This is a genomic window from Argonema galeatum A003/A1 (assembly GCF_023333595.1).
Classification (GTDB): Bacteria; Cyanobacteriota; Cyanobacteriia; order Cyanobacteriales; family Aerosakkonemataceae; genus Argonema; species Argonema galeatum.
This window is the reverse complement of record NZ_JAIQZM010000001.1, coordinates 621,698-647,320: the sequence shown is the minus strand read 5'-3', so window position 1 is coordinate 647,320 and position 25,623 is coordinate 621,698. Positions and strand designations below refer to the sequence as shown.

30 protein-coding genes are annotated in these 25,623 nt (G+C 42.9%); 11 read left to right on the top strand and 19 right to left on the bottom strand.

Going from position 1 to position 25,623, the window contains the following annotated elements; all coding sequences use genetic code 11:
* The first annotated feature begins 113 nt into the window (after window positions 1–113).
* Entirely contained in the window at window positions 114–1,676 is a 1,563-nt protein-coding gene (locus LAY41_RS03120; RefSeq protein WP_249093934.1) for an Hsp70 family protein, read from the top strand.
* A 68-nt stretch (window positions 1,677–1,744) separates the two neighbouring features.
* On the top strand, window positions 1,745–2,455 hold the full coding sequence (locus LAY41_RS32540) for a response regulator (RefSeq protein WP_338022919.1): 711 nt from the start codon (window positions 1,745–1,747) through the stop codon (window positions 2,453–2,455).
* 47 nt (window positions 2,456–2,502) lie between these two features.
* On the opposite strand, the gene LAY41_RS03110 is transcribed toward LAY41_RS32540, so the two are convergent.
* Entirely contained in the window at window positions 2,503–4,245 is a 1,743-nt protein-coding gene (locus LAY41_RS03110; RefSeq protein ID WP_249093932.1) for a putative bifunctional diguanylate cyclase/phosphodiesterase, read from the bottom strand.
* Window positions 4,246–4,719: 474 nt separating this feature from the next.
* Window positions 4,720–6,450: an NAD(P)/FAD-dependent oxidoreductase gene (locus tag LAY41_RS03105; RefSeq protein WP_249093930.1), complete on the bottom strand. Its 1,731-nt coding sequence runs from the start codon at window positions 6,448–6,450 to the stop codon at window positions 4,720–4,722.
* A 273-nt stretch (window positions 6,451–6,723) separates the two neighbouring features.
* On the opposite strand from LAY41_RS03105, the gene LAY41_RS03100 reads away from it, so the two are divergent.
* The 3 genes from LAY41_RS03100 to LAY41_RS03090 are packed head-to-tail and all read left to right on the top strand — an operon-like array spanning window position 6,724 to window position 8,816.
* On the top strand, window positions 6,724–7,959 hold the full coding sequence (locus LAY41_RS03100) for a WD40 repeat domain-containing protein (protein WP_249093928.1): 1,236 nt from the start codon (window positions 6,724–6,726) through the stop codon (window positions 7,957–7,959).
* Complete coding sequence (locus LAY41_RS03095) at window positions 7,956–8,231, top strand: hypothetical protein (RefSeq protein ID WP_249093926.1); 276 nt, start codon at window positions 7,956–7,958, stop codon at window positions 8,229–8,231. The genes LAY41_RS03100 and LAY41_RS03095 overlap by 4 nt, the downstream gene beginning before the upstream one ends.
* Window positions 8,232–8,249: 18 nt before the next feature.
* On the top strand, window positions 8,250–8,816 hold the full coding sequence (locus LAY41_RS03090; RefSeq protein WP_249093924.1) for a Uma2 family endonuclease: 567 nt from the start codon (window positions 8,250–8,252) through the stop codon (window positions 8,814–8,816).
* Window positions 8,817–8,989: 173 nt separating this feature from the next.
* Here the strand turns inward: LAY41_RS03090 and LAY41_RS03085 are convergent, their stop codons facing one another.
* The 3 genes from LAY41_RS03085 to LAY41_RS03075 all read right to left on the bottom strand — a co-directional run bounded on the left by LAY41_RS03085 (window position 8,990) and on the right by LAY41_RS03075 (window position 11,581).
* Entirely contained in the window at window positions 8,990–9,364 is a 375-nt protein-coding gene (locus LAY41_RS03085; protein WP_249093922.1) for a DUF1257 domain-containing protein, read from the bottom strand.
* 84 nt (window positions 9,365–9,448) lie between these two features.
* Window positions 9,449–9,862, bottom strand: coding sequence for a DUF1257 domain-containing protein (locus LAY41_RS03080; RefSeq protein WP_249093921.1), 414 nt, complete (start codon window positions 9,860–9,862; stop codon window positions 9,449–9,451).
* A gap of 93 nt (window positions 9,863–9,955) precedes the next feature.
* Window positions 9,956–11,581, bottom strand: a complete 1,626-nt coding sequence (locus LAY41_RS03075) for an AAA family ATPase (protein ID WP_249093919.1) — start codon at window positions 11,579–11,581, stop codon at window positions 9,956–9,958.
* Between the two features lie 292 nt (window positions 11,582–11,873).
* On the opposite strand from LAY41_RS03075, the gene LAY41_RS03070 reads away from it, so the two are divergent.
* The 6 genes from LAY41_RS03070 to LAY41_RS03045 all read left to right on the top strand — a co-directional run bounded on the left by LAY41_RS03070 (window position 11,874) and on the right by LAY41_RS03045 (window position 15,969).
* Window positions 11,874–13,577 (top strand): ABC-ATPase domain-containing protein, encoded by a 1,704-nt coding sequence (locus LAY41_RS03070; RefSeq protein ID WP_249093916.1) that lies wholly within the window; start codon window positions 11,874–11,876, stop codon window positions 13,575–13,577.
* A gap of 172 nt (window positions 13,578–13,749) precedes the next feature.
* Entirely contained in the window at window positions 13,750–14,190 is a 441-nt protein-coding gene (locus LAY41_RS03065; protein ID WP_249093914.1) for a secondary thiamine-phosphate synthase enzyme YjbQ, read from the top strand.
* A 105-nt stretch (window positions 14,191–14,295) separates the two neighbouring features.
* Window positions 14,296–14,499 carry a hypothetical protein gene (locus tag LAY41_RS03060; RefSeq protein WP_249093912.1) on the top strand — a complete coding sequence of 68 codons (204 nt, stop codon included), beginning with the start codon at window positions 14,296–14,298 and terminating at the stop codon, window positions 14,497–14,499.
* Between the two features lie 406 nt (window positions 14,500–14,905).
* Window positions 14,906–15,208: a hypothetical protein gene (locus tag LAY41_RS03055; protein WP_249093910.1), complete on the top strand. Its 303-nt coding sequence runs from the start codon at window positions 14,906–14,908 to the stop codon at window positions 15,206–15,208.
* A 7-nt stretch (window positions 15,209–15,215) separates the two neighbouring features.
* Window positions 15,216–15,428: a helix-turn-helix domain-containing protein gene (locus tag LAY41_RS03050; protein ID WP_249093908.1), complete on the top strand. Its 213-nt coding sequence runs from the start codon at window positions 15,216–15,218 to the stop codon at window positions 15,426–15,428.
* Window positions 15,418–15,969 carry a hypothetical protein gene (locus LAY41_RS03045; protein ID WP_249093906.1) on the top strand — a complete coding sequence of 184 codons (552 nt, stop codon included), beginning with the start codon at window positions 15,418–15,420 and terminating at the stop codon, window positions 15,967–15,969. Before LAY41_RS03050 ends, LAY41_RS03045 begins: the two co-directional genes overlap by 11 nt.
* Here the strand turns inward: LAY41_RS03045 and LAY41_RS03040 are convergent.
* The 14 genes from LAY41_RS03040 to LAY41_RS02975 form a co-directional block, all read right to left on the bottom strand.
* Window positions 15,932–16,873 (bottom strand): DNA-methyltransferase, encoded by a 942-nt coding sequence (locus LAY41_RS03040; RefSeq protein ID WP_249093904.1) that lies wholly within the window; start codon window positions 16,871–16,873, stop codon window positions 15,932–15,934. The two genes, LAY41_RS03045 and LAY41_RS03040, sit on opposite strands and share 38 nt — an antisense overlap.
* A gap of 42 nt (window positions 16,874–16,915) precedes the next feature.
* Entirely contained in the window at window positions 16,916–17,233 is a 318-nt protein-coding gene (locus LAY41_RS03035) for a type II toxin-antitoxin system RelE family toxin (RefSeq protein WP_249093902.1), read from the bottom strand.
* Window positions 17,230–17,466, bottom strand: a complete 237-nt coding sequence (locus LAY41_RS03030) for a hypothetical protein (RefSeq protein WP_249093900.1) — start codon at window positions 17,464–17,466, stop codon at window positions 17,230–17,232. The genes LAY41_RS03035 and LAY41_RS03030 overlap by 4 nt, the downstream gene beginning before the upstream one ends.
* A 127-nt stretch (window positions 17,467–17,593) precedes the next feature.
* A complete protein-coding gene (locus tag LAY41_RS03025; protein WP_249093898.1) occupies window positions 17,594–17,971 on the bottom strand; it encodes a helix-turn-helix domain-containing protein in 378 nt (125 codons plus the stop codon).
* Entirely contained in the window at window positions 17,914–18,357 is a 444-nt protein-coding gene (locus LAY41_RS03020) for a DUF262 domain-containing protein (protein ID WP_249093896.1), read from the bottom strand. The genes LAY41_RS03025 and LAY41_RS03020 overlap by 58 nt, the downstream gene beginning before the upstream one ends.
* Window positions 18,335–18,496: a hypothetical protein gene (locus LAY41_RS03015; protein ID WP_249093894.1), complete on the bottom strand. Its 162-nt coding sequence runs from the start codon at window positions 18,494–18,496 to the stop codon at window positions 18,335–18,337. The genes LAY41_RS03020 and LAY41_RS03015 overlap by 23 nt, the downstream gene beginning before the upstream one ends.
* Window positions 18,493–19,038, bottom strand: coding sequence for a GNAT family N-acetyltransferase (locus LAY41_RS03010; RefSeq protein ID WP_249093892.1), 546 nt, complete (start codon window positions 19,036–19,038; stop codon window positions 18,493–18,495). Before LAY41_RS03010 ends, LAY41_RS03015 begins: the two co-directional genes overlap by 4 nt.
* A gap of 196 nt (window positions 19,039–19,234) precedes the next feature.
* Window positions 19,235–21,751: a GUN4 domain-containing protein gene (locus tag LAY41_RS03005; protein WP_249093890.1), complete on the bottom strand. Its 2,517-nt coding sequence runs from the start codon at window positions 21,749–21,751 to the stop codon at window positions 19,235–19,237.
* Entirely contained in the window at window positions 21,663–21,965 is a 303-nt protein-coding gene (locus LAY41_RS03000; RefSeq protein ID WP_249093888.1) for a hypothetical protein, read from the bottom strand. Before LAY41_RS03000 ends, LAY41_RS03005 begins: the two co-directional genes overlap by 89 nt.
* Window positions 21,966–22,000: 35 nt before the next feature.
* Window positions 22,001–22,873, bottom strand: coding sequence for a macro domain-containing protein (locus LAY41_RS02995; protein ID WP_249093884.1), 873 nt, complete (start codon window positions 22,871–22,873; stop codon window positions 22,001–22,003).
* 79 nt (window positions 22,874–22,952) lie between these two features.
* A complete protein-coding gene (locus tag LAY41_RS02990) occupies window positions 22,953–23,096 on the bottom strand; it encodes a hypothetical protein (protein ID WP_249093882.1) in 144 nt (47 codons plus the stop codon).
* Window positions 23,097–23,215: 119 nt separating this feature from the next.
* The gene (locus LAY41_RS02985) at window positions 23,216–23,563 is read right to left on the bottom strand and encodes a type II toxin-antitoxin system PemK/MazF family toxin (RefSeq protein WP_249093880.1); all 348 of its coding nucleotides are present in this window, start codon (window positions 23,561–23,563) and stop codon (window positions 23,216–23,218) included.
* Window positions 23,560–23,790 (bottom strand): hypothetical protein, encoded by a 231-nt coding sequence (locus tag LAY41_RS02980; protein ID WP_249093878.1) that lies wholly within the window; start codon window positions 23,788–23,790, stop codon window positions 23,560–23,562. The genes LAY41_RS02985 and LAY41_RS02980 overlap by 4 nt, the downstream gene beginning before the upstream one ends.
* Window positions 23,791–23,830: 40 nt before the next feature.
* Window positions 23,831–25,492: a tetratricopeptide repeat protein gene (locus tag LAY41_RS02975; RefSeq protein WP_249093876.1), complete on the bottom strand. Its 1,662-nt coding sequence runs from the start codon at window positions 25,490–25,492 to the stop codon at window positions 23,831–23,833.
* Between the last annotated feature and the right edge of the window lie 131 nt (window positions 25,493–25,623).

Here is a 25,623-nt window from a genome sequence, read left to right as displayed (position 1 = left end):
AATGACAAATGACAAATGACAAATGACAACTGACAACTGACAACTGACAACTGACAACTGACAACTGACAACTGACAACTGACCACTGACAACTGACAACTGACAACTGACTAATGACTATTATTGCGATCGATTTTGGAACAAGCAACACCGTCGTCTGTACTGTAGATCCAGTTACGAAGACGCCACGGACGTTGAGATTTAATGCCATTTCGCGGGGGTTTGAAACACCTGGCGGTCAAGTATTTGTGGTGCCGACCCTAGTATACGTCCAAAAGGACAACAGTCTTGTGTTTGGGGAACAAGTGCGATCGCAACGTCTCGGCTTTTCCCAACCAGAGCGATTTTTTCAAGCCTTTAAACGCGATTTGGCAGCAGATTTTCAGCCGCCACCGCGTCAAATTGATAGTAACAGCTACTCGGCGGAAACAGTTTCGCAACTGTTTCTCCAAGAAATTTGGCAACAGCTAGCCCAAGAAAAATTGCAGCCCAGTCGCGTAATTTTTACCGTCCCAGTCGGCGCATTTGAGCGTTATTTAGACTGGTTTCGCGACGTTGCCCAAAACCTGGGTGTCCCTGAAGTTCAGATTGTGGATGAGTCTACAGCCGCAGCCCTTGGCTATGCTGTGAAAAGACCCGGTTCTGTGATATTGGTAGTAGATTTTGGCGGCGGAACTCTGGATTTAAGCTTAGTTCGCACCGTAGCAGCCAAGGGCGGACAAAAGGTATTAAAAGCAGAAGTTATAGCCAAGTCGGATGCTTATGTTGGTGGTGTTGATATCGATGTTTGGATTGTCGATAATTACTTGCGGCAAATTAATTCTTCACGAGAAGAAGTAAAAGAGATTGGCTGGCAGAATTTATTAGAAGTAGCGGAACGGCTGAAAATTAAACTTTCCACAGCGCCAGAAGCGAAAGAAAGTTGGTTTGATGATGAAAATTTTATCGCCCACGATTTGAATTTGAATCGAGAAGATTTAGAGGAGATTCTGGAAAATAAGCAGTTACTAGAACAACTGCGGCAAGCTTTAGATGAAGTGGTGGCAGTCGCCTACACTAAAGGCGTGGGCAAGACTGATATCGAACTGGTGGCGCTGGTAGGAGGTAGTTGTTTAATCCCGGCAGTGCAACAGTTAATTATATCATATTTTGGAAAGTCGCGGGTGAAATTAGGCAGGCCATTTGAAGCGATCGCACACGGTGCTTTGACACTTCCCGATTTAGTTGAAGTCGAAGATTATCTGCGACATGGCTATGCCATTCGTCTCTGGGAACCCCAAATGAAAACTTATTCCTATTTTCCATTGTTTGAAAAGGGAAGCAAATATCCCTGTCAACGGGATGAATTATTAACATTACAAGTAGCATTAGACGGACAGCGAGAAATTCGTCTGGATATTGGAGAAGTGGCAGACATATCGCAAGCAGAAGTAACTTTTGATGCACAAGGGAGAATGACGAGTAGCCAGTTGCAACATCAATCGCAATATCGCTCTTTGGAAAGCCATCACGAACAAGTTTGCGTGGCGCATCTCGATCCGCCGGGACAAACAGGGATAGATCGAATTGAAGTATTTTTTGAAGTGAATCGAGGGCGGGTTTTGTTGGCGACGGTGAAAGATTTGGTGACGGGGCGAGTGTTGGTGGAAAAAGGTGCGATCGCCAAACTTCAGTAATTAAAATATTGATGATGGGAGAAGTTCCGTAACGGGTAATATTATTGAGATCGCCAGAGGAATTAGTTATGGCTACTTACAAAGTTCTGGTTATCGATGACGGCCTAGACGTTCGCAAACTACTTCGATGTATGTTACCTGCGGATAACGTGGAAATCATCGAAGCCAAAAATGGTCAAGAGGGACTAAATCTAATCCACAAAGAACGCCCATCCTTGATTCTCCTGGATTTTATCTTACCTAAAGTGAGCGGTTGGGAAGTTTTTCAGCATATACAGGCTGATAATGAACTCCAGAAAATTCCCTTGGTGGTAATGTCAGGGCGTATAGACGAAGTTACTCACAAGATTCCCCAACCGTTTGAGTATTTTGAATTTCTGCTAAAACCCTTTGATAAGAACCATCTATTTGCTGCCATAAAATCAGCAATTGCTAAAGCTAAATTGCGTCAAGAATCCGCTAATCAAAACGAGATTATCAATAATAATCTTCATCAACCAAGAGAATATGATGCCGTGCTTGGCGGTCAAAATCCACCTCCTGCGAACGCCGTAGTATTGGGAGGCTTGGAAGGCGTTAAGTGGCGTTTGGCAAGTGCAGATGTAGAGCAAGGGGTAGCAGCGCTAAAAGAGGCGCTCAATTACGGTGAAGCAGGCTTGGACTTGGTGATTCAGGTTTGGAAAGATGAATTAGGGCAACTAAAGTGGGCTGCTTATTCGCTACTTAGGGTAAGGGAAGAACCGAGAGTGAAACAGGCATTACAAGATTACAATCCCTAGCTGCATATAACCTGCCTTCACACTCTAAAAGGGGATTCAGCCATTGCCTAGTCATCAGCCCCGATGGAAAAACTTAAATTCCTGAAACCTTCCGAATCAGCAAATCTTTCACCTTTCTTTAATAGCGCAGTCATGGCAAGGGTAGGAATAGGCGGACTAAAATAGTAGCCTTGAATTTCATGGCAACCTTGTGCTTTGACGTATTCATACTGTTCTTGTGTTTCTACACCCTCAGCGGTGATATTTAAGTCTAGACTTTTTGCCAAAGTGATAATTGCGTTGGTAACTGCTCCGTCATGGGAGTTAGAAACAACGTCGCGCACAAAAGACCGATCGATCTTCAGAGTATGGAGCGGAAAACGTCTCAAGTAGTTTAAAGATGAATAACCAGTGCCAAAATCATCCAGTGCTAACTTAACACCCAATTCACGCAATTGTTCCAGTACGCTAATTGACTGTTCGAGATTCTCCATCATCAGGCTTTCCGTAACCTCAAGTTCTAAATAAGCGGGATTGAGTTGTGTCTCTTTTAGGATCGAGGCGATGCGTTCAACCAGATTCGATTGTGCCAACTGGCGAGCTGACAAATTAACTGCTACACGCAACGATTGCGATACCGATTCCTGCCAGAGTCGGTTTTGAGTGCAAGCGGTGCGTAGAACCCATTCCCCAATGGGAACGATCGAACCATTAGCCTCTGCAATGGGGATAAATTTGGCTGGAGAGATGAGTCCAAGTTCGGGGTTTTGCCAACGCAATAGCGCTTCTACACTAACAATTCTGCCCGTATTGGTGTCAACTCGTGGCTGATAGTAAAGTTGAAGTTCGTTTCGCTGTAAAGCATAACGCAATTTACTTTCTAAAGCTAAGCGTTCCTGCAACTGTGCATTCATGTTAGCCGAGTAAAACTGGTAGTTGTTTGGCATCTGCCGATAAGCTTCATCGACTGCTGTATTGGCACTTTGCAAAAGCCGATCGACAGTATTCCCATCAAAGGGATAGATAGCAATGCCAATGCTAGCAATAGTATTTACCCGATCGCCATATAAATTGATGGGTAAGGCGAGTGAATTGAGGACCGATCGACAAAACTCTACCACATCCTCTGATGCAGTTAGCTCGGTAAGTGCGATCGCAAATTCATCACTGCCAATCCGAGAAAGCATATCGAGAGTGGATATATTGGCACTCAGCCGTTCCGCAACTACTCTGAGTAGCCGATCGGCTGCATCGCTTCCCAAAGCATTGTTAATCTCTCTAAAGTTATTCAACTTCAAAGCCATCACAGCTAACAAGCGATTTCTTGACTGGTTTCGTAACAAAGCTTGCTGGAGACGATCGCCAAACAAAACTCGATTTGGAAGACTTGTGATGGCATCGTAGTTAGTTAAATGATCGATCGCTTCATCTAGTTTTTTAATTGTTTGTACTGTATCTGCCATCAAAATACCTACTTCATCAGTATATTTAGTTGGCAGGTTAGGTAGCTTTTTTTGATTGATATAAGCTCTTTGTGCTAAATAAGTGAGAATTATCGGTGCTAGCAATTTATGCAAAGCATATAGGGTGACGCCAGTGCCAATTAAAGTCGCAACTAGCGCAATTAATAGCACGCGCAGAGTTGTCTCCAACGAAAATGAGTTGATGACTAAAAAATAAACTAAAAGAGCTAAAAGCGGTACGTGGGTTCCTAAAAATGCCACGCACATAATTTTCCCCTCGTAGCTTTTCGGACGGGGCAGTTTTGAAAGTAATACGTAAAGCCACAGTTCTCGATCTGTTATTTTCATAAAAAACACCAAATAACTTTATTTGTAATTTGCTAAAGTGAAATTGTTTTGCTTAAGCAAAGCCTTTCAGAAAATTAACTGAAGTCATTTTTGCAAGATTATAAAATTTGACCTATTTACTTATAAGGCGAGTTGATTGGATTGTAAATTTGCATAATAAAGCGATTCTTTTTTACTTATCTTTTAGCTTAGCAAGAAAGTGTGAAAAACTAGAGAAGACACAAATATAAGTAATATCATGTCCGGTTGCATCGGTAGCGTAAGCGTGATGCGAGAAATTGTCTGTTGGAATCGAGAGTTAAATTTTTACCACAGATGAAGACAGATGAACACAGATGAACACAGATAAGAGAGTTATTTTTTTTAGACAACCGATGCCACCGGACATGATATAAGGGAAATGTCGATCGCACTCCAAAAAAGAGCGATCGCCTGTTTGCAAGCGATCGCACTTCTTAATTTTTCAGATCGGATCTAACGAGCTAGAGCTAACATTGGTTCCTTAACCTGGACACATTTCCTGAGCGGTTCCCTTATGTGACTGAAATCGCGGGGTTGTGTTTTGGGTTCAAACAGTCCTTCTGACTCCCATTTTTTGGGGTCTAAACCGATAGCCCAAGCATTCACCCACATCGACTTTGGAAACTTGGATAGCATTTCGGGCATTGTATCCTCGACTGCTAACAAGAAGATTGAGATAGCCAATGCCTCGCAATCGTCTAAGTTTGGTATCCGATCGTCAATCAGCTCTTGCTCAGTTGTGTTAGATTTTAAATTACGCTGACGGATTTCCATCAAAAATGGCAGCCCCTTCCAATAATCTAAAAACCCAAAGTCCAGCCGCCGCAAGGACTTAGCTCGCCACTCCAGAAGCAACGCCTCCATACGTTTGTCTAGCTGTATTGCTGGATGATCGACACCTACGTAAGTTTTGGGTGTTTTTCCTGGATCGAGAAACTCAGGATTAAATACCAGGGGCGAAACGAAAGACGATCCTACGGCAATATTCCAGATGTTTTTCATTCCCATCACGACGCCGTGGTCTGTATAGGAATAGTTATTGTGAATGCTCTCGCTCAAACCATCATTTTGGCCGATGTAAAAATTACTAGCCTCTTCTACCATTTCCTCAGTTAGCTTGCCCTCGCGGTCAAGTCTAATCATGTGAGTTTGTAAGGTATTTGCGTAGGAAATTAAATCGGAACCAGGAGAATATAATGGATCGGCAAAAACCGCCGCTTCCCCTACACAACCCCAGCGATTTATCGAGAATACTTTCGTACTGGAGTAGCTGTATCTTGGCATTTTCTTAAAGTCTATAACCTCTCTTCCTTTGAGGTTTTCTGCCACTACAGGTTCGTTCCTTTCTAACCACTCGAATGCTAGTTCTTGTGTATGAAATTCACTAAAAGGCTGAAATTCCTCACTTGCCACAATCCCAAGGCTGGTATGGTTTGTAGCTAGGGGAATTAGCCAGACCCAGTATCCACGACCGCACAAATGATTTGTGGAGTAATAGCGGTTATTATTGGGAACGCGATCGTGCCATTCTTTTTCTGTCCTTGGCACAAAATCGCTGATATCAACACGACCTTTTACTCGGAACCACGCCGCATTAAATTTGGGATCGTTGGGTTTTGCTAAACCGAGTTTCTTTTGGATATAACGGCGACGCCCCATTGCGTCAACTACCCAGCGAGCGCTAATCGTTTTATATTCTTTGCTATCTTGCTGGATGTAAACAATTTGGTGCGGTTGTTCGCGATTTTCGGAAATATCAATGTCTTTAACTAAACAATTTTCTAGCACCTCTATGCCCATCTCTTTGTTGAAGAGACGCAGATCGTTCTCAAGTTTACCGCGATCTATTTGATAACTTCCGGGCTTGGGAGGAAAATCGGAAATACCAAATTCGGGTCGCTTGTGAAGTTCGCCTTTTGTGTTTCCGTAGAAATATCGAAGTCCGAGTTTAGGTAAATGCTCTTTCTCGAAGTACTCTTCTAATTGGAGAATTTGACCGAAGTAGTAAGCGCCATCGTAAACTGATGATTCTCCAACTTTAAACGCTGCTTCTGGTAGGGGATAAGCATCTTTGTCTAGCACTACAACCGAAAGCTCAGGCATAGTTAGCTTTAGTTGTCGTGCCAGAGTCGAGCCTGCTAAACCTCCGCCGCAAATTACAACGTCATATATCTTTTCGTTCATGTAAAGGTTTCTCCTTCTTTTAGCTTTCATTATGGTGTCACAAATCACTTAAAATTGCCATAGATACGAAGAGTAATTAAACCTATTCCTACTTTTCCTACTTTGAGGATGCAGCATAAGGAAGTTTACTACTACTTTTACTACTTTGAGATAGAAAAGAAGGAAGTTTAATCTTTTTTTTACTTTTACTAGGTAGCGATCGCACTCCCCTCCCATACCCATTCCTCCTTCCCCACGCCATAATACAAAAGGTACTACAACACCAAAAGTACAATGGCACACAACCAGCCCAGAGCCTATGATGTCGTCTTAGGCAGTCAAACCCCTACTCCTGTCGGTGCAGCCGTTTTGGGAGGAATAGCAGGCGTGAAGCGGCGCTTAAACAGTGCGATCGCAGCCCAACGAGTCACCGCCCTCCATGAGACAACCAAATATGGGGAAGCTGGTTTAGAACTGGTGTTTTCCGCCTTGAGGGATGAATCGTGGCAAGTTCGGCAAACTGCGTACTTGCTACTACAAGATTGCGAAGACTATATTTTACAACAAGTTTTACAAGAACACAACCCCTATCAACTGTTTGGGTGTTTGCACAGATATCCTACAGCCAACTCCACTACTTATGCTCTGACAATATCTCCCAACGGACAAACGCTCATCAGTGGTGGGAGTGACAAAATTATTACGGCCCGATCGCTCTACACTGGCAAAATCATCCGCACCCTCAAAGGACATACAGAAGGAGTAAAATCCCTTGCTATCAGTCCTTCTGGACAAACTTTTGTTAGTAGCAGTTGGGATAACACCGTCAAAGTTTGGAACTTACAAAATGCGGGCAATTATGGCCCAAGTGTGCCACAAAGTAAAACTTTGGACAATGGATTGCTATACACTCTAGTTCCCCATTTCGAGGCAGTTAATTGTGTTGCGATCGCACCTGATGGCAAAACTCTGATCACTGCTAGCGAAGATTGTACCATCAAATTGTGGAATTTAGCAACTAAAAAAATACTTTCCACTTTATCTGGACATACAAAAGGAGTCAAATCTATTGCTATTAGCCCAGATGGAAAGATTTTAGCCAGCGCTAGTGCTGACTCAACTATCAAATTGTGGAATTTATCCACAGGTGAATTATTGCATACCCTCACCGGACATTCAGAGTCGGTTAAATCTGTAGCAATTAGTCCCGATGGAAAAATTCTCGTTAGTGGCGGACAGGATAAAACAATTAAGCTGTGGAACTTGCAAACGGGAGAATTGCTAAACACTATCACCGGACATTGGGACGAGGTGAACGCTGTTGCTATCAGTCGAAATGGATACACTTTTCTTAGTTGCAGCCGCGATGAAACAATTAGATTGTGGCATTTGCGAACGGGAACGCAAATGCACATTTTTAAAGGACATAATGATGGCGTTGCTACAGTTGCAATCAATCCCGATGGAGACAAAATTGTTAGCAGCAGTTGGGATCGAACAATTAGAGTTTGGGGAGTGCGAGGAGTATGAAAAAGCGCTCGCTCAATTCCAGTAATAATGCGATCGATCCTAAATCTTTACAACAAGACCAAGATGTTGCTACTATAAAACTGGTTGACTACGCTCTTAGTCTCGTTAGAAACTCTTCCGGGCAAAACAGGATTAAGCACTATCTGTTTGACCGGACATCAATCCAACGGAATTATGCAGCACTTTACTTCAAGCGGATTAAAGATATAGAAGTTTTAACCGAAGCTGTAAAAAACCGTAGGATCGATCGAGTTCAGGCATTTTCTAAGTGAAACAAGGAGACGGTAACAATGATTGTAACCCAGAAAAAAACATACAGCTTTGAAGAATATCTTGCCTATCACGACGACACTGACCTCAAGTATGAACTGTTTAATGGAGAGTTAATACCCATGCCCCCAGCCAGCGGAATACACGCTCTGATTATGGTATTTCTGTACGATATTTTTAAGGCAGAAATCCAACGGTTAGGTTTAAATTGGCTCGCCATACCCAATAGCGTAGGCGTTCGCACTGCTGAAAGAAAATCCAGAATTCCAGATTTAGTAATTCTGTCAGAAATTCAACGAGAATCAATCAGAACGATGTCGTCTGCTGTCTTAGAATCTTCTCCTATACTAGCAGTGGAAATTGTGAGTGAAGGAAATCCCCAAGATGATTACCGCTACAAACGCTCTGAATATGCGGTGCGAGGAATTCCTGAATATTGGATTGTCGATCCAATTAAGTCGAAAATTTCTATATTGTTGCTAGTTGAAGGATTTTACGAGCGAACAGAGTTTACAGGAAATCAAACAATTGTGTCGCCGACTTTCCCAGAATTAACGTTAACTGTTGAGCAAATCTTGGCAGCATAAGAGTTAGGCTTGATGTTTGGCAATTAATTCCCGTACAGCGGGAACTAGCTCTGTGGGGCGCATCAATGAGAAACATTGTTGCTTTATATGATAGAGCCATTTTTAAACATTCTTGAACGTAGGCTTCCCAACTAAATGCTAAGGACTAGCATAATTCGTTGGAAAGCCTATCGCTACACCCACCTAGCCACAACTACTCGCACCGTTCCATCTGACAGAGTTTCTTCCTCCTCTACATTAAAACCTTCGGCTTGTACTGTCGCCATTAAACTTTTGTGAGCGTACTTTTTGGTAATTGAATTGATAAACTGTTGCTGATTAATCCTCGCTCCCCAAAAATCTGCCACCAATTCATAATTTTCACCATCGCGGCGAAAACCCAGATCGTAACCATTTTGCTGCCGAATTACATATTCAGCCTCAGTTTTATCGCCGTTATATCCCCGTACAAACGCATTGCGAGCGACCTGATACCCCAATTCCTCCAAACACTCATGCAGAATTTCGGCGTTTTTGATTTGGACTTTGATTGTGGTGAAATGAGACATGAAATATTCTCCATTTAATTTCAAATTTGAGATATCTGAGCGCAGATTTAATGCGACATTTTTTCATCTGCAATCGGCAAGTCCTTACACCCAGCGTGCTACCAGTACGCGAATCGTACCATCTTCTAAAGTTTCTTCTTCTTCAATGGTAAACCCTTGCTCTGGTACTGTCGCCATCAGTATATGATAACCGTAGCGCTGAGTTAATTGGTTCAGCCATTGCTGGGAATACTTGTAGGCCCGATCGTATGAAGAAATCACCGCTTCATAGCTGTCATCCTCCTGCTTCTTGAAGCCGATATCGTTGCTTGCAGAACCCAGGTATTGGCGGCGGATAACCACTTCTGCCGTTTCCTCTCGTAAATCGCCCTGAAAACCGTAAAGTTTATGGGCTTCTTCGTGAACTTCAACCCGATCTTTGAAACCCACATCTTCTAACGCCTTCACCAGCGCGTTGACATCTCTGATCTCTGTTTTGATGGAAGTGAAATGTGACATGACTTTAACCCTCCTTAGTAGTAATTTTTGGGAAAATAGTTTTTCTCTGATTTCCACCCCTCCCTGTAGACGGGGAGGGGACGGGGGTGGGGTTCAATCTACTTCCAGTGGCCCGATACCTTTTTGGATGGTAAATTGCTTCAATTCCTCCATTAAACGAGTATCGTTAGAAGCCGTTCTGGCACCCGCTTCTGCCGCCCAGCGCTTCAATTCCTCAATTTGGTGACGTGCGATCGCAGCCAGTGGCACTGTCTCCTCGATCGATCGCAAAATATCTATAGTAGTGAAATCTTGCCTTTCTCTTCCAAACGCCCGGTACATAGCATCCACAATTACTTGCTCAATTTCTGCGCCGCTGAAATTCTTCGCACTTCTAGCCAACAACGACAGATCGAACTCCCGCATCCGACTGGGGCGCAACCGCTGCAAATGCACTTTAAAAATATCCATTCGCTCAACTTCCGTAGGCAAATTCAAAAAGAAAATTTCATCAAATCTCCCCTTTCGCAACAACTCAGCAGGCAAAATTCGCACATTATTCGCCGTCGCCACAATAAACACTGGAGTTGTTTTCTCCTGCATCCAAGTAATCAAACTACCGAATACCCGTCGCGAAGTACCCGAATCTCCATCGACGCCAGCAGAGATATTGCCGAACGCCTTATCAATTTCATCAATCCACAAAACGCAGGGTGCAATAGCTTCAGATATTTGAATCAACTGTCGCACGCGACTTTCACTTTCCCCCACAATTCCACCAAACAATCGCCCAGTATCTAAACGCAACAAAGGCAGTCGCCACTCGTTTGCGATCGTTTTAGCTGAAAGCGATTTACCAGTACCTTGAATCCCAACAAGTAAAACGCCTTTGGGATTGGGAATGCCGTAACGTCTTGCTTCTTCAGTAAAAGCATCTTGCCGCATCCGCACCCACTGCTTGAGATTTTCCAATCCGCCGACATTTTTAAGCGATTCTCTTGTTGTGAAAAACTCTAATATTTCGGTTTGGCGAATTGCTTGCTTTTTCTCCTCCAGTACTCCGACGATATCCGTATCATCTACTTGTTGTTTGGCGGCTAAAGCTTTAGCTAATACCCGCCCAATTCTGGCTCTACTCAACCCCTGACAAGCTTTAATTAGTTGTTCTTTAGCTAACCCGCTCACCTTCAGCTTTTCTGGCACCACTAGCTGGCTAATCAGATAATTAATTTCTTTCACGTCTGGTAAAGGGAAGTCAATCACCGTTGTTTCTTCCCTCAACTCAGATGGCAATTCCAGCGTGTGAGAAGTCAGAATTAAAGTTTGGCGATTGCGCTTTAAGGTGCGCGTCAAATTTCGCAACTCCCTGACTACTGGCGCGTTTTTATCTGTGTAGGGATTTCTCAAAACCGGGTGCAAATCCCGCAGCACAAAAATAGTCGCTTCTTGTCCGGTTGCTTTGCCAATTCTAGCTAACGCCGCTATGACAGAGCCTTTATCGGCACCATTGTCATCCCAACCGCGCACGATATCCCAAAACAAAAGTTTACGCTGATTTTGCTGTGCGGCTACTTGGTGCAGCACTTCTTCAACTGGTTCTTCTTCGGCGGCGACAATGTACAGCAGCGGGTAACGCGCTCGAATCATTAGATCCAGCTGTTGTATTAATGCTGCATGGGGAGCATTTTGTCCGCCTAAAACGGCGGCAGATGCTTCTGGTTGCTGCGGATTTTTGCTCATCTTATCTTCCCTTCAGGCGCTAGTTGACCCCGCACGCCGCTCCTGCGTAATACAAACATAAGTATTCTTGTAGTATGACATATTCAACATAATATGGCTACGGTACGCTATGGATAGGCGCATACGCATACTGCAATTAGCATAGCGTGAATCTTAAAACTGAGATATTGCACCTTTCTCAACAAGAGGCAGAGCCTCGTTATTCTCGATCTTCTCGTGACCAAGTTCAACCTGGTCACGCGGGAAGGGAGGCGCTGCCTCCTCCTTAATATAGAGAGCGATCGCTTTATTTATGGCTAATCAAGAAAAATTGCGTCAGCAGCTACTACAATTAGATGGTCGTGGTTATAAAGCTTACCGAGATACTGAAGGAAGCTACGAATTTCCCGACTTCACTTTATCGATCGATCGCACTCAGGGAGATCCATTCGCCTCCCCCAGTCACGTGCGGGTAAAGGTTTCGGGGGAAATCGCTGGTTTTCCCCATCAACTATATCAAACCAAAAGCAGTGCGATCGCACTGCGCGATTACCTAACTCGTCAGTTTGATAACTATGCCCATAGTATCAGCAAGAGACGCGGCACCGGAAACAGCGGTTTAATTGGAATTGTCCGTACAGGACAAGAAGTTTTAGAACGCAGTTCTGTTTTAATCGACGATGAATTAGTTGAAGTGCGGTTTGTTGTCGGTTTACCCGCAGGTGGGCGACGCATCTTGGGGCTACAAGCTGCCGAAATGCTCTGCGAACAAATACCTCAGCTTGTTGACCGAACCCTTAAATATTCTCACCTAGATCCTCAAAAAATTCAACGTCATGTAGAAACAGTTGAGGATGCAGATTGGTTGAGGCAGCAATTAGCAGAACGGGGTTTAGTTGCTTTCATTCCCAATGGTGCAATTTTACCACGACGCAGCGGCGTCGATGACCAACCTTTGCAAAGTCAAGCCGTAGCATTTCAATCCCCAAAATCGTTGCAAGTTGAATTCAATTGTCCCAATCAAGGTTTAATTGTTGGTATGGGTGTACCAGCAGGAATAACTTTGATTGTCGGCGGTGGATATCACGGTAAATCCACATTGCTGAGAGCAATTGAATTAGGAGTTTACAACCATATTCCTAACGATGGACGAGAGTTTGCGGTAACGCATCCAGCAGCGGTGAAAATTCGAGCCGAAGATGGAAGGAGTATTGTTGGTGTAGATATTTCTCCTTTTATTAACCATCTTCCCCAAGGCAAATCTACAACCAACTTCTCGACAACTAATGCTAGCGGTAGCACATCACAAGCGGCCAACATTATGGAAGCGTTGGAAACTGGTGCCAAAGTCCTGTTGGTGGATGAAGATACTGCTGCTACCAATTTTATGATCCGCGACAAAAGAATGCAAGCACTTATTGCCAAAGATAAGGAACCGATTACGCCATTTATTGATAAAGTGCGACAGTTATATACAGATTACGGCGTATCTACAATTTTGGTGATGGGTGGTAGTGGCGATTACTTTGAAGTTGCGGATACAGTAATCGCGATGCAGAATTTCCAACCTGAAGATGTGACAGCAAAAGCAAAAGCGATCGCACAACAATACACCTACCTACGCACTCCAGAAGGTGGCCAAGAATTCGGGCAAATTACTGCACGAATACCGCTACCAGAAAGCATTGACCCCAGCTATCGTCAGAAACAAGTGCGGTTGAAAATTCGGGATGTAGATGAGATGGTTTTTGGTACAGAAGATATCGACTTATCAGCTGTCGAACAAATTATCGATACCGCGCAATCGAGAGCGATCGCAGCTGCAATGGTTTATGCAGTGCGGCGATACATAGATAGCAAACGCACATTAGCAGAAATTCTGACTCTTGTCATGGCGGATATCGAATCCCAAGGATTGGATATTTTGACACCTTTCCCTCAATGCGATTTAGCAATCTTCCGCCAATTCGAGTTAGCTGCTGCTATTAATCGGTTGCGATCGCTTGGCGTGCGTTAGGCATATTCCTTGATTTAAAAAACCACAGATGCACGCATATTAACGCAGATAAGATTAGATTAATCTATGTTTAACTGTGTTCATCTGTGGTTAAAATATTTTTCTTGATGCAGACCATCAGTGATATAATGTCTATCTGTATTAATCGGTGCTTTTCGCGGTAATTGACAAAATGAAAATTATAAACGAGATAATTTATCTAGAAACAGAAAAGGGAATTGGCATCTATAACATTACCCCTGAAATCGAGAAACTGCTTCAGGTCAATTCCATCAAAAATGGTCAAGTTTTGGTATTCTCCCGACACACGACCACAGCATTAGCAATCAACGAAAACGAAGAAAGATTGCTAGAAGATGTGAAAGTACATCTAGGAAAATTAGCGCCAGAATCAGATAAATACTTACACAACGACCTGCATTTAAGAAAAAATATCCCCGATGATGAGCCTATGAACGCTCACTCTCACCTCATGGCGATGATGCTAAGCACCAGCGAAGTAATTCCTGTTGTAGATGGACAATTAGCATTAGGAACATGGCAATCTGTGTTATTTTTTGATTTAGATGGCCCCCGGAAAAGGACTGTATTTGTCCAAATAAGCGGGATCTAAACTCATTTGTAACGGTAAAATTTAGGTAGGCGACAGCTTTTTTGCGAATGAAGCTGAACAATTCGTCTGCCGATCGTAACAGAGAATGAGAGAAAGGAGATTGCTGTGGAAGTTACTGTGAACTGCGCTGAAGCCTGCGTCAATGGCTGCGTTTTGGGTGATAAATGTCCCCATCGGGAATATGTATCAACGGCGTCAAGTTTCATCCAAGAGACTTCGTTGGATAAAATGCTGGAGATGGCTGATGAAGCTGTGAGAAAGAAACGTATGCAGCCACCCCAATGGGTGATTACCGATTTCCCTGAGTAGTGAGAGGGAATTTAGGGTGCGATCCTCTCCTTTTCCCTTTTGGGTTGCTTTATAAATTGTGATGGTCTGTATTGTGTTCAAACGAAAGGAAATCTGTTTCAGAGAAAAAGGTCTTTGTCATCTTAACCCTGAATATCAAACAGATCATCTCTAAACCACTGCCACCACCGGAAAGGCAAGCGGCAGAACGACCCCGTTCACCTGCCGCAGACAACCTCTCGAACTCAACCGACCAACTCAATACGGTCGGTGTACAACCAGATTGTTAGACAGCCACAACCTCAATGGATATGGAGTTTTATACTGCGTGCGAGATAGCTTGTGCAAATTTTTACAGCTTTTCAACAAGCTTCTCAAGGTCAAGTTTTACTCAAGAAAATGATCAAAATTTTCCAGTCTCGGCGATTTGCGGTATAGTATCTTTTATACTTCTGGATTAGCGCAGTTTTTCCTTTTGTCGATCGCACATATGGCCTTTCTGGCGGCTGAGGAGATTTTAGACCAACATCCGGTTGTTGATATGGGGTTTGTGCGATCGGCCTTAGAGGCGCGAGAACCCCCAGCAGATGAGCTTTGGGCTAGCCCATCGATTTGTGATGCGACTATACCGCCACGCCACAAAGATATCAGACTCGCTATATCTAATGCTACTTATAGTCTGTCGCTACTTATAGTCTGTCGGTTTATGATGATCGTTGCTCAATCTTGACCGTTCTATGGATATTACAGAGCAATTTGGTAAGAGAGTTAGACATTTCAGAAATCTCAGAAATCTTTCGCAAGATCAGCTTGCAGAACTATCTGAATTACACCGTACTTATATTGGCTCGGTTGAACGAGGAGAAAGAAACATAACCCTCCTTAATGCCAAGAAAATAGCTAATGCACTATCTGTGAGCCTAGCTGAACTGGTAACAGATGATGACTGAAAGAAAACTCGAACAAATTTTAGCAAGATATCAAAAGTCATTTGTTGCCAAGGTTTATGCAGAAGAAAATGAAGATCACGATCTTTTAATGGATGTGTTTGGCATTTCTCCCATAATCAAAAAAGAAAATAAGCAGTATTGGGGACGTGAGCTAGGTATGTGTTGGCAATTGTTAGTTATTGAAATATGTAAAGCATATTGCAGTGGCTTTCAGCCAGCATTTAGAGTGGGTAGCGATGAACCATGTGACCTGATTGTTGATGGATACGCGATAGATACAAAATACCGTATTGGATCAGGAGATTCTGGAACACTTAAAAAATTTAAATCTTACGGCCCACTACTTCGTACTCATAACTATGAACCAATTATCTTGATTCTCAGAGAAGATAATTTAGCCGCAGCTATTACGGCCTGTCTAGTAGGGACTTGGAAAGTTTATACTGGTGACGCTTCATTTGAATTCATACAAAGCATAAGCGGCTTTGATTTAAAATCATTTCTCACTGAAAGAGTGGGAGAATTCCCTGTAAACCGCTGAAATTATCAAGGCGTTTGTTAATGATTTCTATGTAGTCAGGTACTATTTCAACTCCAACATAACTAATGCCAAGTTCCTTTGCCGCCAGCAATGTAGTTCCTGACCCCGCAAAAGGATCGATGAGAATAGAGTCGTCCAAACGTGGCACAAATATTTCTACCAACTTTCTCATTAGGGCAATTGGTTTCACTGTGCAATGAACATTAAAATCTTCGGTTTTATCGCGTTGTATACCCTCTAGAATATTTGATTGAAAACCACCGAAATTATCTTTAGTGTAAAAAAGACCAGTACCGTACTCTAATAAAGTTTCTAGATAATTATTGACAAGTGGTTTTTGAAGCACACAAATTGCTTCCCATTCATTTCTCAGACAACTGTGCCAACCATCCCATTTCTCTGAATTTTCATATCCTTTCTTCTCCAACTGTTGCTTAATGTTGACACCTTTAGGGATGCCACTTGGTCTTTTATAAACAACAATATCTCTCGCATAGAACCCAGCACTTTCAAGTGCCACTTGTACGTGAGCAACAGTTCGCGTGCTGTTAAAAACTAAAACTGTCGCACCAGGTTTGCAGATCCGAAAAAGCTCCTCACCCCACTCGAAGCACCACTTCTCATAATCCAGAATGTTGTTACGATTCCTTTCATACCATCTTTCGTTTCTGACTCCACCAGCTAAACCGCTGCCATAGGGAATGTTCTTGACAAGCGTTTTATTTTCCTTACTATTGATTCTTTCCATACGCCTTTGAATTTCTGAGTTATCCCATTTGTGACCAATAAATTCATAGTTATAAGGTGGATCGGTGATACAGGCAGAAACGTAATTTTCTGGCAGTGACTTCATCACTTCACGACAGTCACCAATCAATACTTCATTTAAGGGAGGTTTTGTCATTTGTTGGAAAAATCACTCAACATAATACTTATAGTACGCTTTCTAGTTCTGGATTGCCGCAGTTTTGTCGTGAAAGTCGATCGCGCATATAGCCTTTCTGGCGGCTGAGGAGATTTTACACCAACGTCCGGTTATTGATAGGGGGTTTGTGCGATCGTCCTCCAACAAGCCAAGAACTCGGTAGTCCAAACTAACACGAGCCGAATAAATTGGCTGGCGCTGGCTAACCCGTTTGAACTGAAGACTATTGTGGTAGGGGTCTGAACGCCAAAGAGCATAAGCTTTGCCAGCTTGCTCTTGAACTGATGCAGGAAGCTCATCAAGTTTCTTGCGAAATGCTTTCGTGACACTTGATTTCATGGCTCAGACTTAGAGGGGAAAACGTCAGCTAAAGGAGCGATATCGCCGACAGCAATTTCTTGACGCACCATCTCAGCTATCCGATCCCACTGATCGTCAGTCGTAGATTCAAACTTAGTCTTCCATGTCCGCTCATCTTCCATTTCAGCAAGGAGACGAGCCGCGATCGCATCTTGCTCATCAGTAGGCAAAGTCTTCAACTGGGCGATCGCACGTTCAAGCAACTCAGTCATAGCTACCACACTCTGACAATGAAAACGGTATCCTATCCATTATCGTTGCTTGCAGGCAAGTTGAGCCTAGTCCTGAGTGGGCCCAAGGTGGTTGATCATGATTCGGGATTATACCAAGTTGCGATTGTTACGCGGGGATTTGTACCGACTCGTAGGGTTGGATAAGAATCTCAGCGGGAATCCCCAGTTCTTGATTCAACTTCCGAATCATCTCCAAGGTCAAGGAACGTTTACGAGATAACACCTCAGATACCCTAGCCCGACTACCGAGACATGGCTCCAGATCGCGACGAGACCATCCACGAGTTTCCATGTAATAATGAATCGCTTCGATCGGATCGGGGATTGCAATCGGAATCTGTTTCTTCTCGTAGGCTTCCACTAAGGTGCTGAGTATATCTAATCGATCGTACTCAGGAGTGTTTGGGGCGGCATTAAATAGTAACTCTATCTCTCGAAGGGCTTCCTGATAGTCGGTTTCAGTTCTAATTGGGCGCAATTCCATTTGTCGTAATCCACAGTGGAAAAGCGTATTGTACTGCGCCGTTTAACTATGTCCTCATAACAGGTTTCTTCATCCTCGCTCAGATTTTTTATAGTTTTCAGCTTTGCAAAAAGAGCAGAAAAAAATATAACAATGGTTGTCAGACGCTGTTGCCCGTCTATCACATAAAATTCTTGATTTTTTGCCTCAAAAAGAAAGTGACCAAAATAATACGGACTATCTACATTGCTTTTACTGTATTCTTCCAAGTCTGACAGAAATACATCAATCTGAGTATTCCTGTCTGTCTTCTCAACGGGGGTATCCCATGAGTACGCACGCTGATAGGATGGCACAACTATTTTGTTACCAGCCATCATTTTTCTAATCGTTGTTGATGCTTCCATAATTCAAACCACCTTTAGTTTTGAAATCAACGCTGCGATCGTTTCGATCTCGAATCGCTCCAAATCTGTCCACGTTTGAGCCAAGATTATAGGTGATATATTCATCAGACCATTGAATAATCATGCTGGCTCGACTCATGAATCCTCGTCCTCCCTTAGCTCTTCGAGTGCATCGCCTTGTTGGGCAGTTTTTCTATATCTGTATTCATCCAAAACAAGGCCATCAAAATTATGCTTTTTTGCGGTGCCATCATATTTATATCCTAGTTTTTCGTAAAATCGTCTAGCCCTATGATTTAATTCAAGTACCCAGAGGGTTATTACCTTATAGCCCATATTGGTAAGTTCACTTTCAGCAAAAATCATCAGTTCTTTTCCAATTTTCTTTCCCCAATGATCGGGCAATAGGTAAATCGCGTTTATTTCACCTATACCCATCCCATCATCGTCGCGACATGAACCAAAGGATACCCAGCCAACAATTCTATCGCTCTGATTTAATGCAAGCATTGTCCCATTTGTTGATTTCGAGAGTGCATTATGCCAATTCTTTGTTCTTTTTTCAATAGACAAGTTCAGAAGATAGGAGTCAGGAACAATTCCTTTGTAGGCGGCACGCCATGCCTCGACATGAATGCGAGCGATTTCATTCGCATCATTAATGGTTGCGTTTATAATCATAGCCTTTGTTTTGACCAACTTATAATTCTATCGCGCAAATGACTCAACTTCTATAGGCTACTCGATCTTCGTTTTAACGAACTGGGCTGATATGAACAAAATACCGCAAGTTGCTCAAGTATGTCAGGCATCTCGCTTTTCGATATCGGAGAAAACCAGGCTTAGCCTAGCATCACTCAAATCAACAGCATTAGCATTATTCAATAATTTCTTTTACAGCAGTCAAGTAACAATCGTAAGACTTTTGCTCAAAACAAACAAAGACTACCTTCTCAACAGAAGTATTACTCTCAAGAAAACCTTTAACTTCGCTGACAGCAATTCTAGATGCTAGTTTCATTGGAAAACCCAATTCTCCTGTGCTGATGGCTGGAAAAGCAATTGTTCGTATAGAGTATTTTTCAGCTAAGGCCAAGGAGTTTCGATAGCATTGAGCCAACACCAACATCATATCTTCGTTATTACTGCCCCTCACCCATAGGGGACCAACTGTATGAATAACCCACCGTGCTGGTAGGTTATAACCATTGGTAATTTTGGCTTTACCTCTAGCGCATCCCTCTAGTCGAACGCATTCTTCTCGAAGCTCATCACCCGCTGCACGGTGGATGGCAGCATCTACAGCACCACTACCCGAAAAGTATAGATCGGTAGTGTTGACGATCGCATCCACCTGTTGTTTAGTAATATCACCTTTAACGATCGCTATTCGGCTGCTAATAGAATTTTGGCTCTGCCGATCGGAGTCTACTCCCCGATCGTAATTAAGGTTATCAGTTGGATTTTCTTCTTTAATGTTAGACGAAACATCAATTGGCTCGTTCAATCCACAAGCCTCAACGCGACGAGAGATAAGATAATAGCTCAACTCCCACCACCTGCGATTGGGAAGTGTCGGTAGATTACCGACAGCAGCCTTTAATGTGAAATTAAGTTCATCCGTATTTAACCAAGAGCCATTGACGCGCCATCCCACTTGTTCGCCAAAATTGCGCCAGATTTGATAATCTGCATCCCTCATTGCATCCTTTTTCCCCCCCATATTTTCCCAAATACGCCTCTGCACGCTAAAACCGAAGCGACCGTTGCTGTATTTCACCCAGAGATTGTCGATCGTGCGTAAGTCAGAGCAGGGTAATTTTTCCATATCTTCTACTATCAGCCGACCTTCCTGTTCTCGACCAACTGCCTGAAGTATGACAGATTTAGTTTCGCGATCGGCTTCTTTCCAATTTCCTGCTGCTAGTAAATCCCGTAACTGCGTATAGCCTACTCCTCGTTCAGAACTGAGGTCATCAGTTGGATTTTCTAGCTTGATGTTGGACAAAACATCAGTTTGCTCGTCCAATCCACAAGCTTCGAGGCGAGAAAAGAAAGCCAACCCAAAACCTACCATCCCTCGCCCTAATCCTACAGGTAAATGTCCCTCTGGAGCGTTTAAGGAGAAAGTGAGATCAAACCAAGAAAGCCAGTTTAGCTCCACACGCCAACCTATACGATCGACGAAATGACAATATGTTGTGTAATCTGCGTCGGGTTTCCCACCAATACTTTGCCAGATGCGCTGCTGCACGCTAAAGCCGAAATGTCCTTTACTGTACTTTACCCATAGTCGATCGATAGTGCGGAGATCCAAACAAGGAAACTTCTCCATTTCTTCTTTACTGAGCCAGTCTTTAGTCTCTTTACGAAATACCTTGAGCATCAAATCTCTAGTTTCCTCATCAGCCTCTTGCCATTTTTCAGTAGCTAGTAGATCCCGGAACCGAGAGTAGTCTATTCCACACTCAGAACTAAGATCGTCGGAAAGTATCGTTTCCGTTGGTAATGAGTTAATGTCGGAACTAACACCTGTTAACGCTATTGGTAGTGCTGGCGTTAAAGATATTGTCGATATAGCATTGAGCGCTAACAACGCTTCATCAGCCGATTGGTAACGCTGACGAAAGTCGTAGCGCACCATCTTATCTAAAACATCAGCAAACTCAGAACTAATTTGTACAAAATTGCGCCAAACAATTTCGCAAGTTCTGGGATCTTCCGGTAATTTCCTGGGACTTATCCCCGTGATAGCTTGGATACCAATGATTCCCACAGCAAAAATATCGCTGCAAAAACGCGGCTTACCTGCCATCTGTTCGTTTGGCATATATCCTGGTGAACCAACAGCAATAGTTAAGCTAGTCTCACCTTCCGAATTAATCACCTGAGAACTGAATTGTTTGACCGCACCAAAATCAATCAGAACCACCTTTCCATCTTGCCTGCGCCGAATTAAATTAGAAGGTTTGATATCTCGATGAATTACATTTTGTTGATGGACAAACACTAAAATTTCCACAAGCTCGCGCAACAGAATAATAACTTGAGCTTCATTTAATTGCTGACCCGCTGACAATTCCTGCTTAAGTTCGTGTCCTTCAACGAATTCTTGAACTAAATAAAATTCTTGTTCTTCTTCAAAGTGGGCAAAAAGTCGCGGAATGCGATCGTGATTTCCCAACTGATATAAAACTTCTGCTTCCCGATTAAACAACCGCCTTGCCGCCTGCAAAGCCGATGGATTGTCGGCAGTTTTCGGCTTCAGTTGCTTGACAACGCACTGAGGATTGCCGGGTAGATGCCTATCCACCGCTACGAAGGTAGTACCGAAACCTCCTCCTCCCAAGTGACTGATAATTTGGTAGCGCCCACCCAGTGTTTTCTCCAGCATCAGATTGCCGCAGCGCCGTGACGCTGTTACTCGAATCGTTGGTTGATATCAATTTTGGCACAAATGCTGAGCCTACTCGGTAGTCTAAGGCAACAAAACAGGCAATCTCCCGACTCTGCCGCCTACCTGGATTAGTATAGATACTTAGTTTAAGGAGGATGGAGTGCGATCGCATTTGCTCAAAGAGTGCGATCGCATGATCGATTTTAACCACTGGCTATACAATAACTCAAATCAACAGTATTACCATTATTCAATAATTTCTTTGACAGCATTCAAGTAGTGATTGTAATATTTTTCCTCCAAACAAACAAAAACCACCTTCTCAACCGAACTATTCTTCTCAAGAAAACCTTTAACTTCACGGACAGCAATTCTAGCGGCTATTCCCCTTGGAAAACCCAACAGTCCTCTGCTGATGGCTGGAAAAGCGATCGTTTTTATCGAGTATTCTTCAGCCAAAGCCAAGCTGTTCCGATAGCATTCAGCCACGGCTAACATCCGATCCTCATTATTATTACCCTTCTGCCAGAGGGGCGCAACTGTATGAATGACCCACCGTGCTGGGAGGTTATAACCACTGGTAATTTTAGCTTCACTTCTAGAAGACCGATTTAGTCGATCGCATTCTTCTCGAAGCTCATCACCCGCTGCACGGTGAATAGCAGCATCTACAACACCACTACCCGAAAAGTATGGATCGGTAGTGTTGACGATCGCATCCACCCGTTGTTTAGTAATATCACCTTTAATAATTGATATTCGATTCCAAATAGAGCTTTTGCTAGATTTAGACAAGTCTGCCGATCGCTCATAACTGAGGTCATCAATTGCACTTTCTGGCTTAATATTGGCTAAAACATTAGCTGGTTGTGAGTTAATGTTATAATCTTCACCTTTTACTTCAATTCCATCTACAATTGGCAAAGGCAGGCGATCGGCAATTTTTACCAAAATCCAATCTTCTAACGCTGACTGCAATTCGTCTCGGCATTCTTCCAGAGTAGAACCATTAGCCCAAACTCCTTCAAACCCTGGAATTTCCCCAGAGAAGCTGCCATCAGCGCTGAGGATTTCGTATTTAGCTAGGCGCATCGCCGCTTGTATGTAATTTGTTAACATTTTGTGTTATTAAAAAAATCACTGGTACAATATTGGGGGCCGGTGCGATCGCTTTTTTCACGCACAATTGCATAACCGATTAGTCATCTTTTCTCTCTTCTATCTCCTCTCTCAGTAGAATACTGCCTTCAGAAGTCAATTCCCATCTGTCACGAGGCGATCCTATTTCTACATATCGTTTGAGTAAGCCATCAGCAGCTAGCTTTTTTAATACCACCATCATATCAGGTTCTCTCGGAACATCTCGTCGGGAGAGTGCGATCGCATTTAGTAAAAAAGTGCGATATGCCTACGGCATATCGCATTTGGTTGTAGGACTGGTACGCGAGAGTATGTTGCAAATCAGTAGCCCAAAGTCAATAACATTATTTCTTCCAAGCTAGTTGTTGTATCTGGATTCAATTCACCCAGTTTTCTTTGCAATCGAGTTTTATCGAGAACGCGCATTTGATAGCATAAGGCAACTGAATCCCGATTTAATCCAGCTTCACCGCTAAGAATCAGCAAACAGGTTGGTAGAGAAGCACGACGCAGGTTTGTTGTTAGTGGAATAGCGAGGACTGTAGTTGTAAATTGAGAAATAATATCGTTTTGAAAAATAATTACAGGTCTGATCCCTGCTTGTTCAGAACCTTGGGTTGGATTTAGGTCTGCAATCCATACTTCACCTCGCTTGACGGTAATTGTCAATCTGAGTTCCTCAACATTTCTGCGTATTCGTCCATTCCTTCTTCAGCAAATACTCGATCTTTTTCTGCAAATTCACTGTATAGCAATGCTAGTTTACTTTCATTTTCCCGCAAGCTAGCACGTCGGGCGTGAAACTTGACAAAAGCGATATAATCTGCAACTTGCCTAAGTTGTTCTTCATTGAGCTTTTCTAACTCTTCGCTGATTATTTCTTTGATTTCTATCATCTTTGAGACTCCAAATTATTCTATAACTGCCTAATCTTTTTTACTTCTCTCCCAATTGCTTTACCATCTCGTCAATCTTATCAGCTTGTTGTGTATTGCTTTGTTTTTTAAATAATTCCTTAGCTTTTTTAAGAGTTTCTACTGCCTTTTTTCGCTGACCTTGATCGTACAGAGCCAACCCCAAATTCTTGTGAGTCACTGGGTTGTTAGAATTGATACGGATGGCTTCATAATATGCAGCAATTGCTCCTGCAAGCTGATTTTGATCTTTCAACGCATCTCCTAAGTTCGAGTAAGCACGCTCATAGTTGGGATCAAGGCGAGCTGCTTCCCGGTAATTAGTAATTGCCGCCGCTATGTCGCCTTGCTTTGCCAAAGCTATTCCGAAATTATTATGAGTTCTTGCATCGGGAGCGATACTAATAGCTTCCTTGTACTCCTCAATCGCATCAGGTATTTTGCCTTGCTGGTGGAAAGCATACCCCAAGTTTGAGTGAGCTGTGGCATCCTTGGGATCGATCTCAATTGCTTTTTTGTACTCATTAATTGCATCGTCTACCTTGCCTTTATTATGCAGAGCTATCCCTAAGTTGCGATGTTGAGCCGCCTTGTCGGGATTATCGGGTTCGATACGAATCGCTTCCTTATACGCAGCAATCGCATCATCGAATTTCCCTTGGTTATGCAGAGTAATTCCCAAGCTAGAGTGAGCCTCTGCATACTGAGAATTGAGGCGAATTGCTTCTTTGTAAGCAACAACCGCTTCATCTAGTGTGCCTTGAGCGAATAGATCATCGCCCAAGCTATAGTAATATTTAGCATTTTTAGGGTCTAGCTCTATAGCCGTTTGATAAAAAGATATTGCACTTTCTAACTTGTTTTTGCCTTGAGCTTTCAGAGCATCTGCATAATCCTTATACATCTTTGGATGATTTGTATCATAGATAAGACTGGTTTTCTTGTAAGTATTAATAGCTTGGTCAAATTTGCCTTGATTATACAAAACCAGCCCTAAGCCATGATAAGCTTCTTGCTGGTCTTCGTCTATGTCAATAGATTTATCATAGGCTGCCATCGCTTCATCTAGCTCTGGCGGCTTTCGTTCATAAAAAATAATTCCTTGATAAAAATAACTAATAGCGCGTTTTGGGTTTATCTTAATAGCTCTTGATAGAGATTGAATGGCTCCTTTATCTTCCTTATAAGAGTCCATTTGAGCTAAAGCTAACCCTACCAATGCAGGTTCCAGATTGGGGTCAATTTCCAGAGCTTTTTTGTGAGCATCTAAAGCTTTAGTTATATCTCTTAATCTTCTTTTAGCTTCTCCTAAATTAGTCCATGCAGCCGCGTCATTTTTATTTTTAGTTACGGCTTCTTCATAAGCGGTCATTTTATTATTTATCCTTGTTTTTTCGTTTTCATCTAAACTAGGATTTTGGTATAAGTTCATATTTGGGTCGTCGATCAAATAAGCTTCTTCAATACTTTGGCAATCAATAAAAACTACCAGGCAGAATTGTTCAAAAATTCCACCCACACCAGGAACTTTAGCCAATTGTTTTCCAAAAGGTTTCACTAGCAGACCTAATACAGTGGTTACTACAATAAAAACAAGAGTCGAGGCAACCATTATGGCAGTGGGTTTGAACCAGCGTTGAGTGGTGACCGCTCTGAGATCCACCCGTATTTTTGGGAATTTCATAACGAACAGATTCTTGCTACTGAGTATTTACATTAGAGTATAGACAAATTCTCCAGGTATAGGGTCACTGGCAAGTATCTCTTCTGCCCCCCTTTACTCCCACCCCAACAGCCAAAATTGTCCCCTTCTAT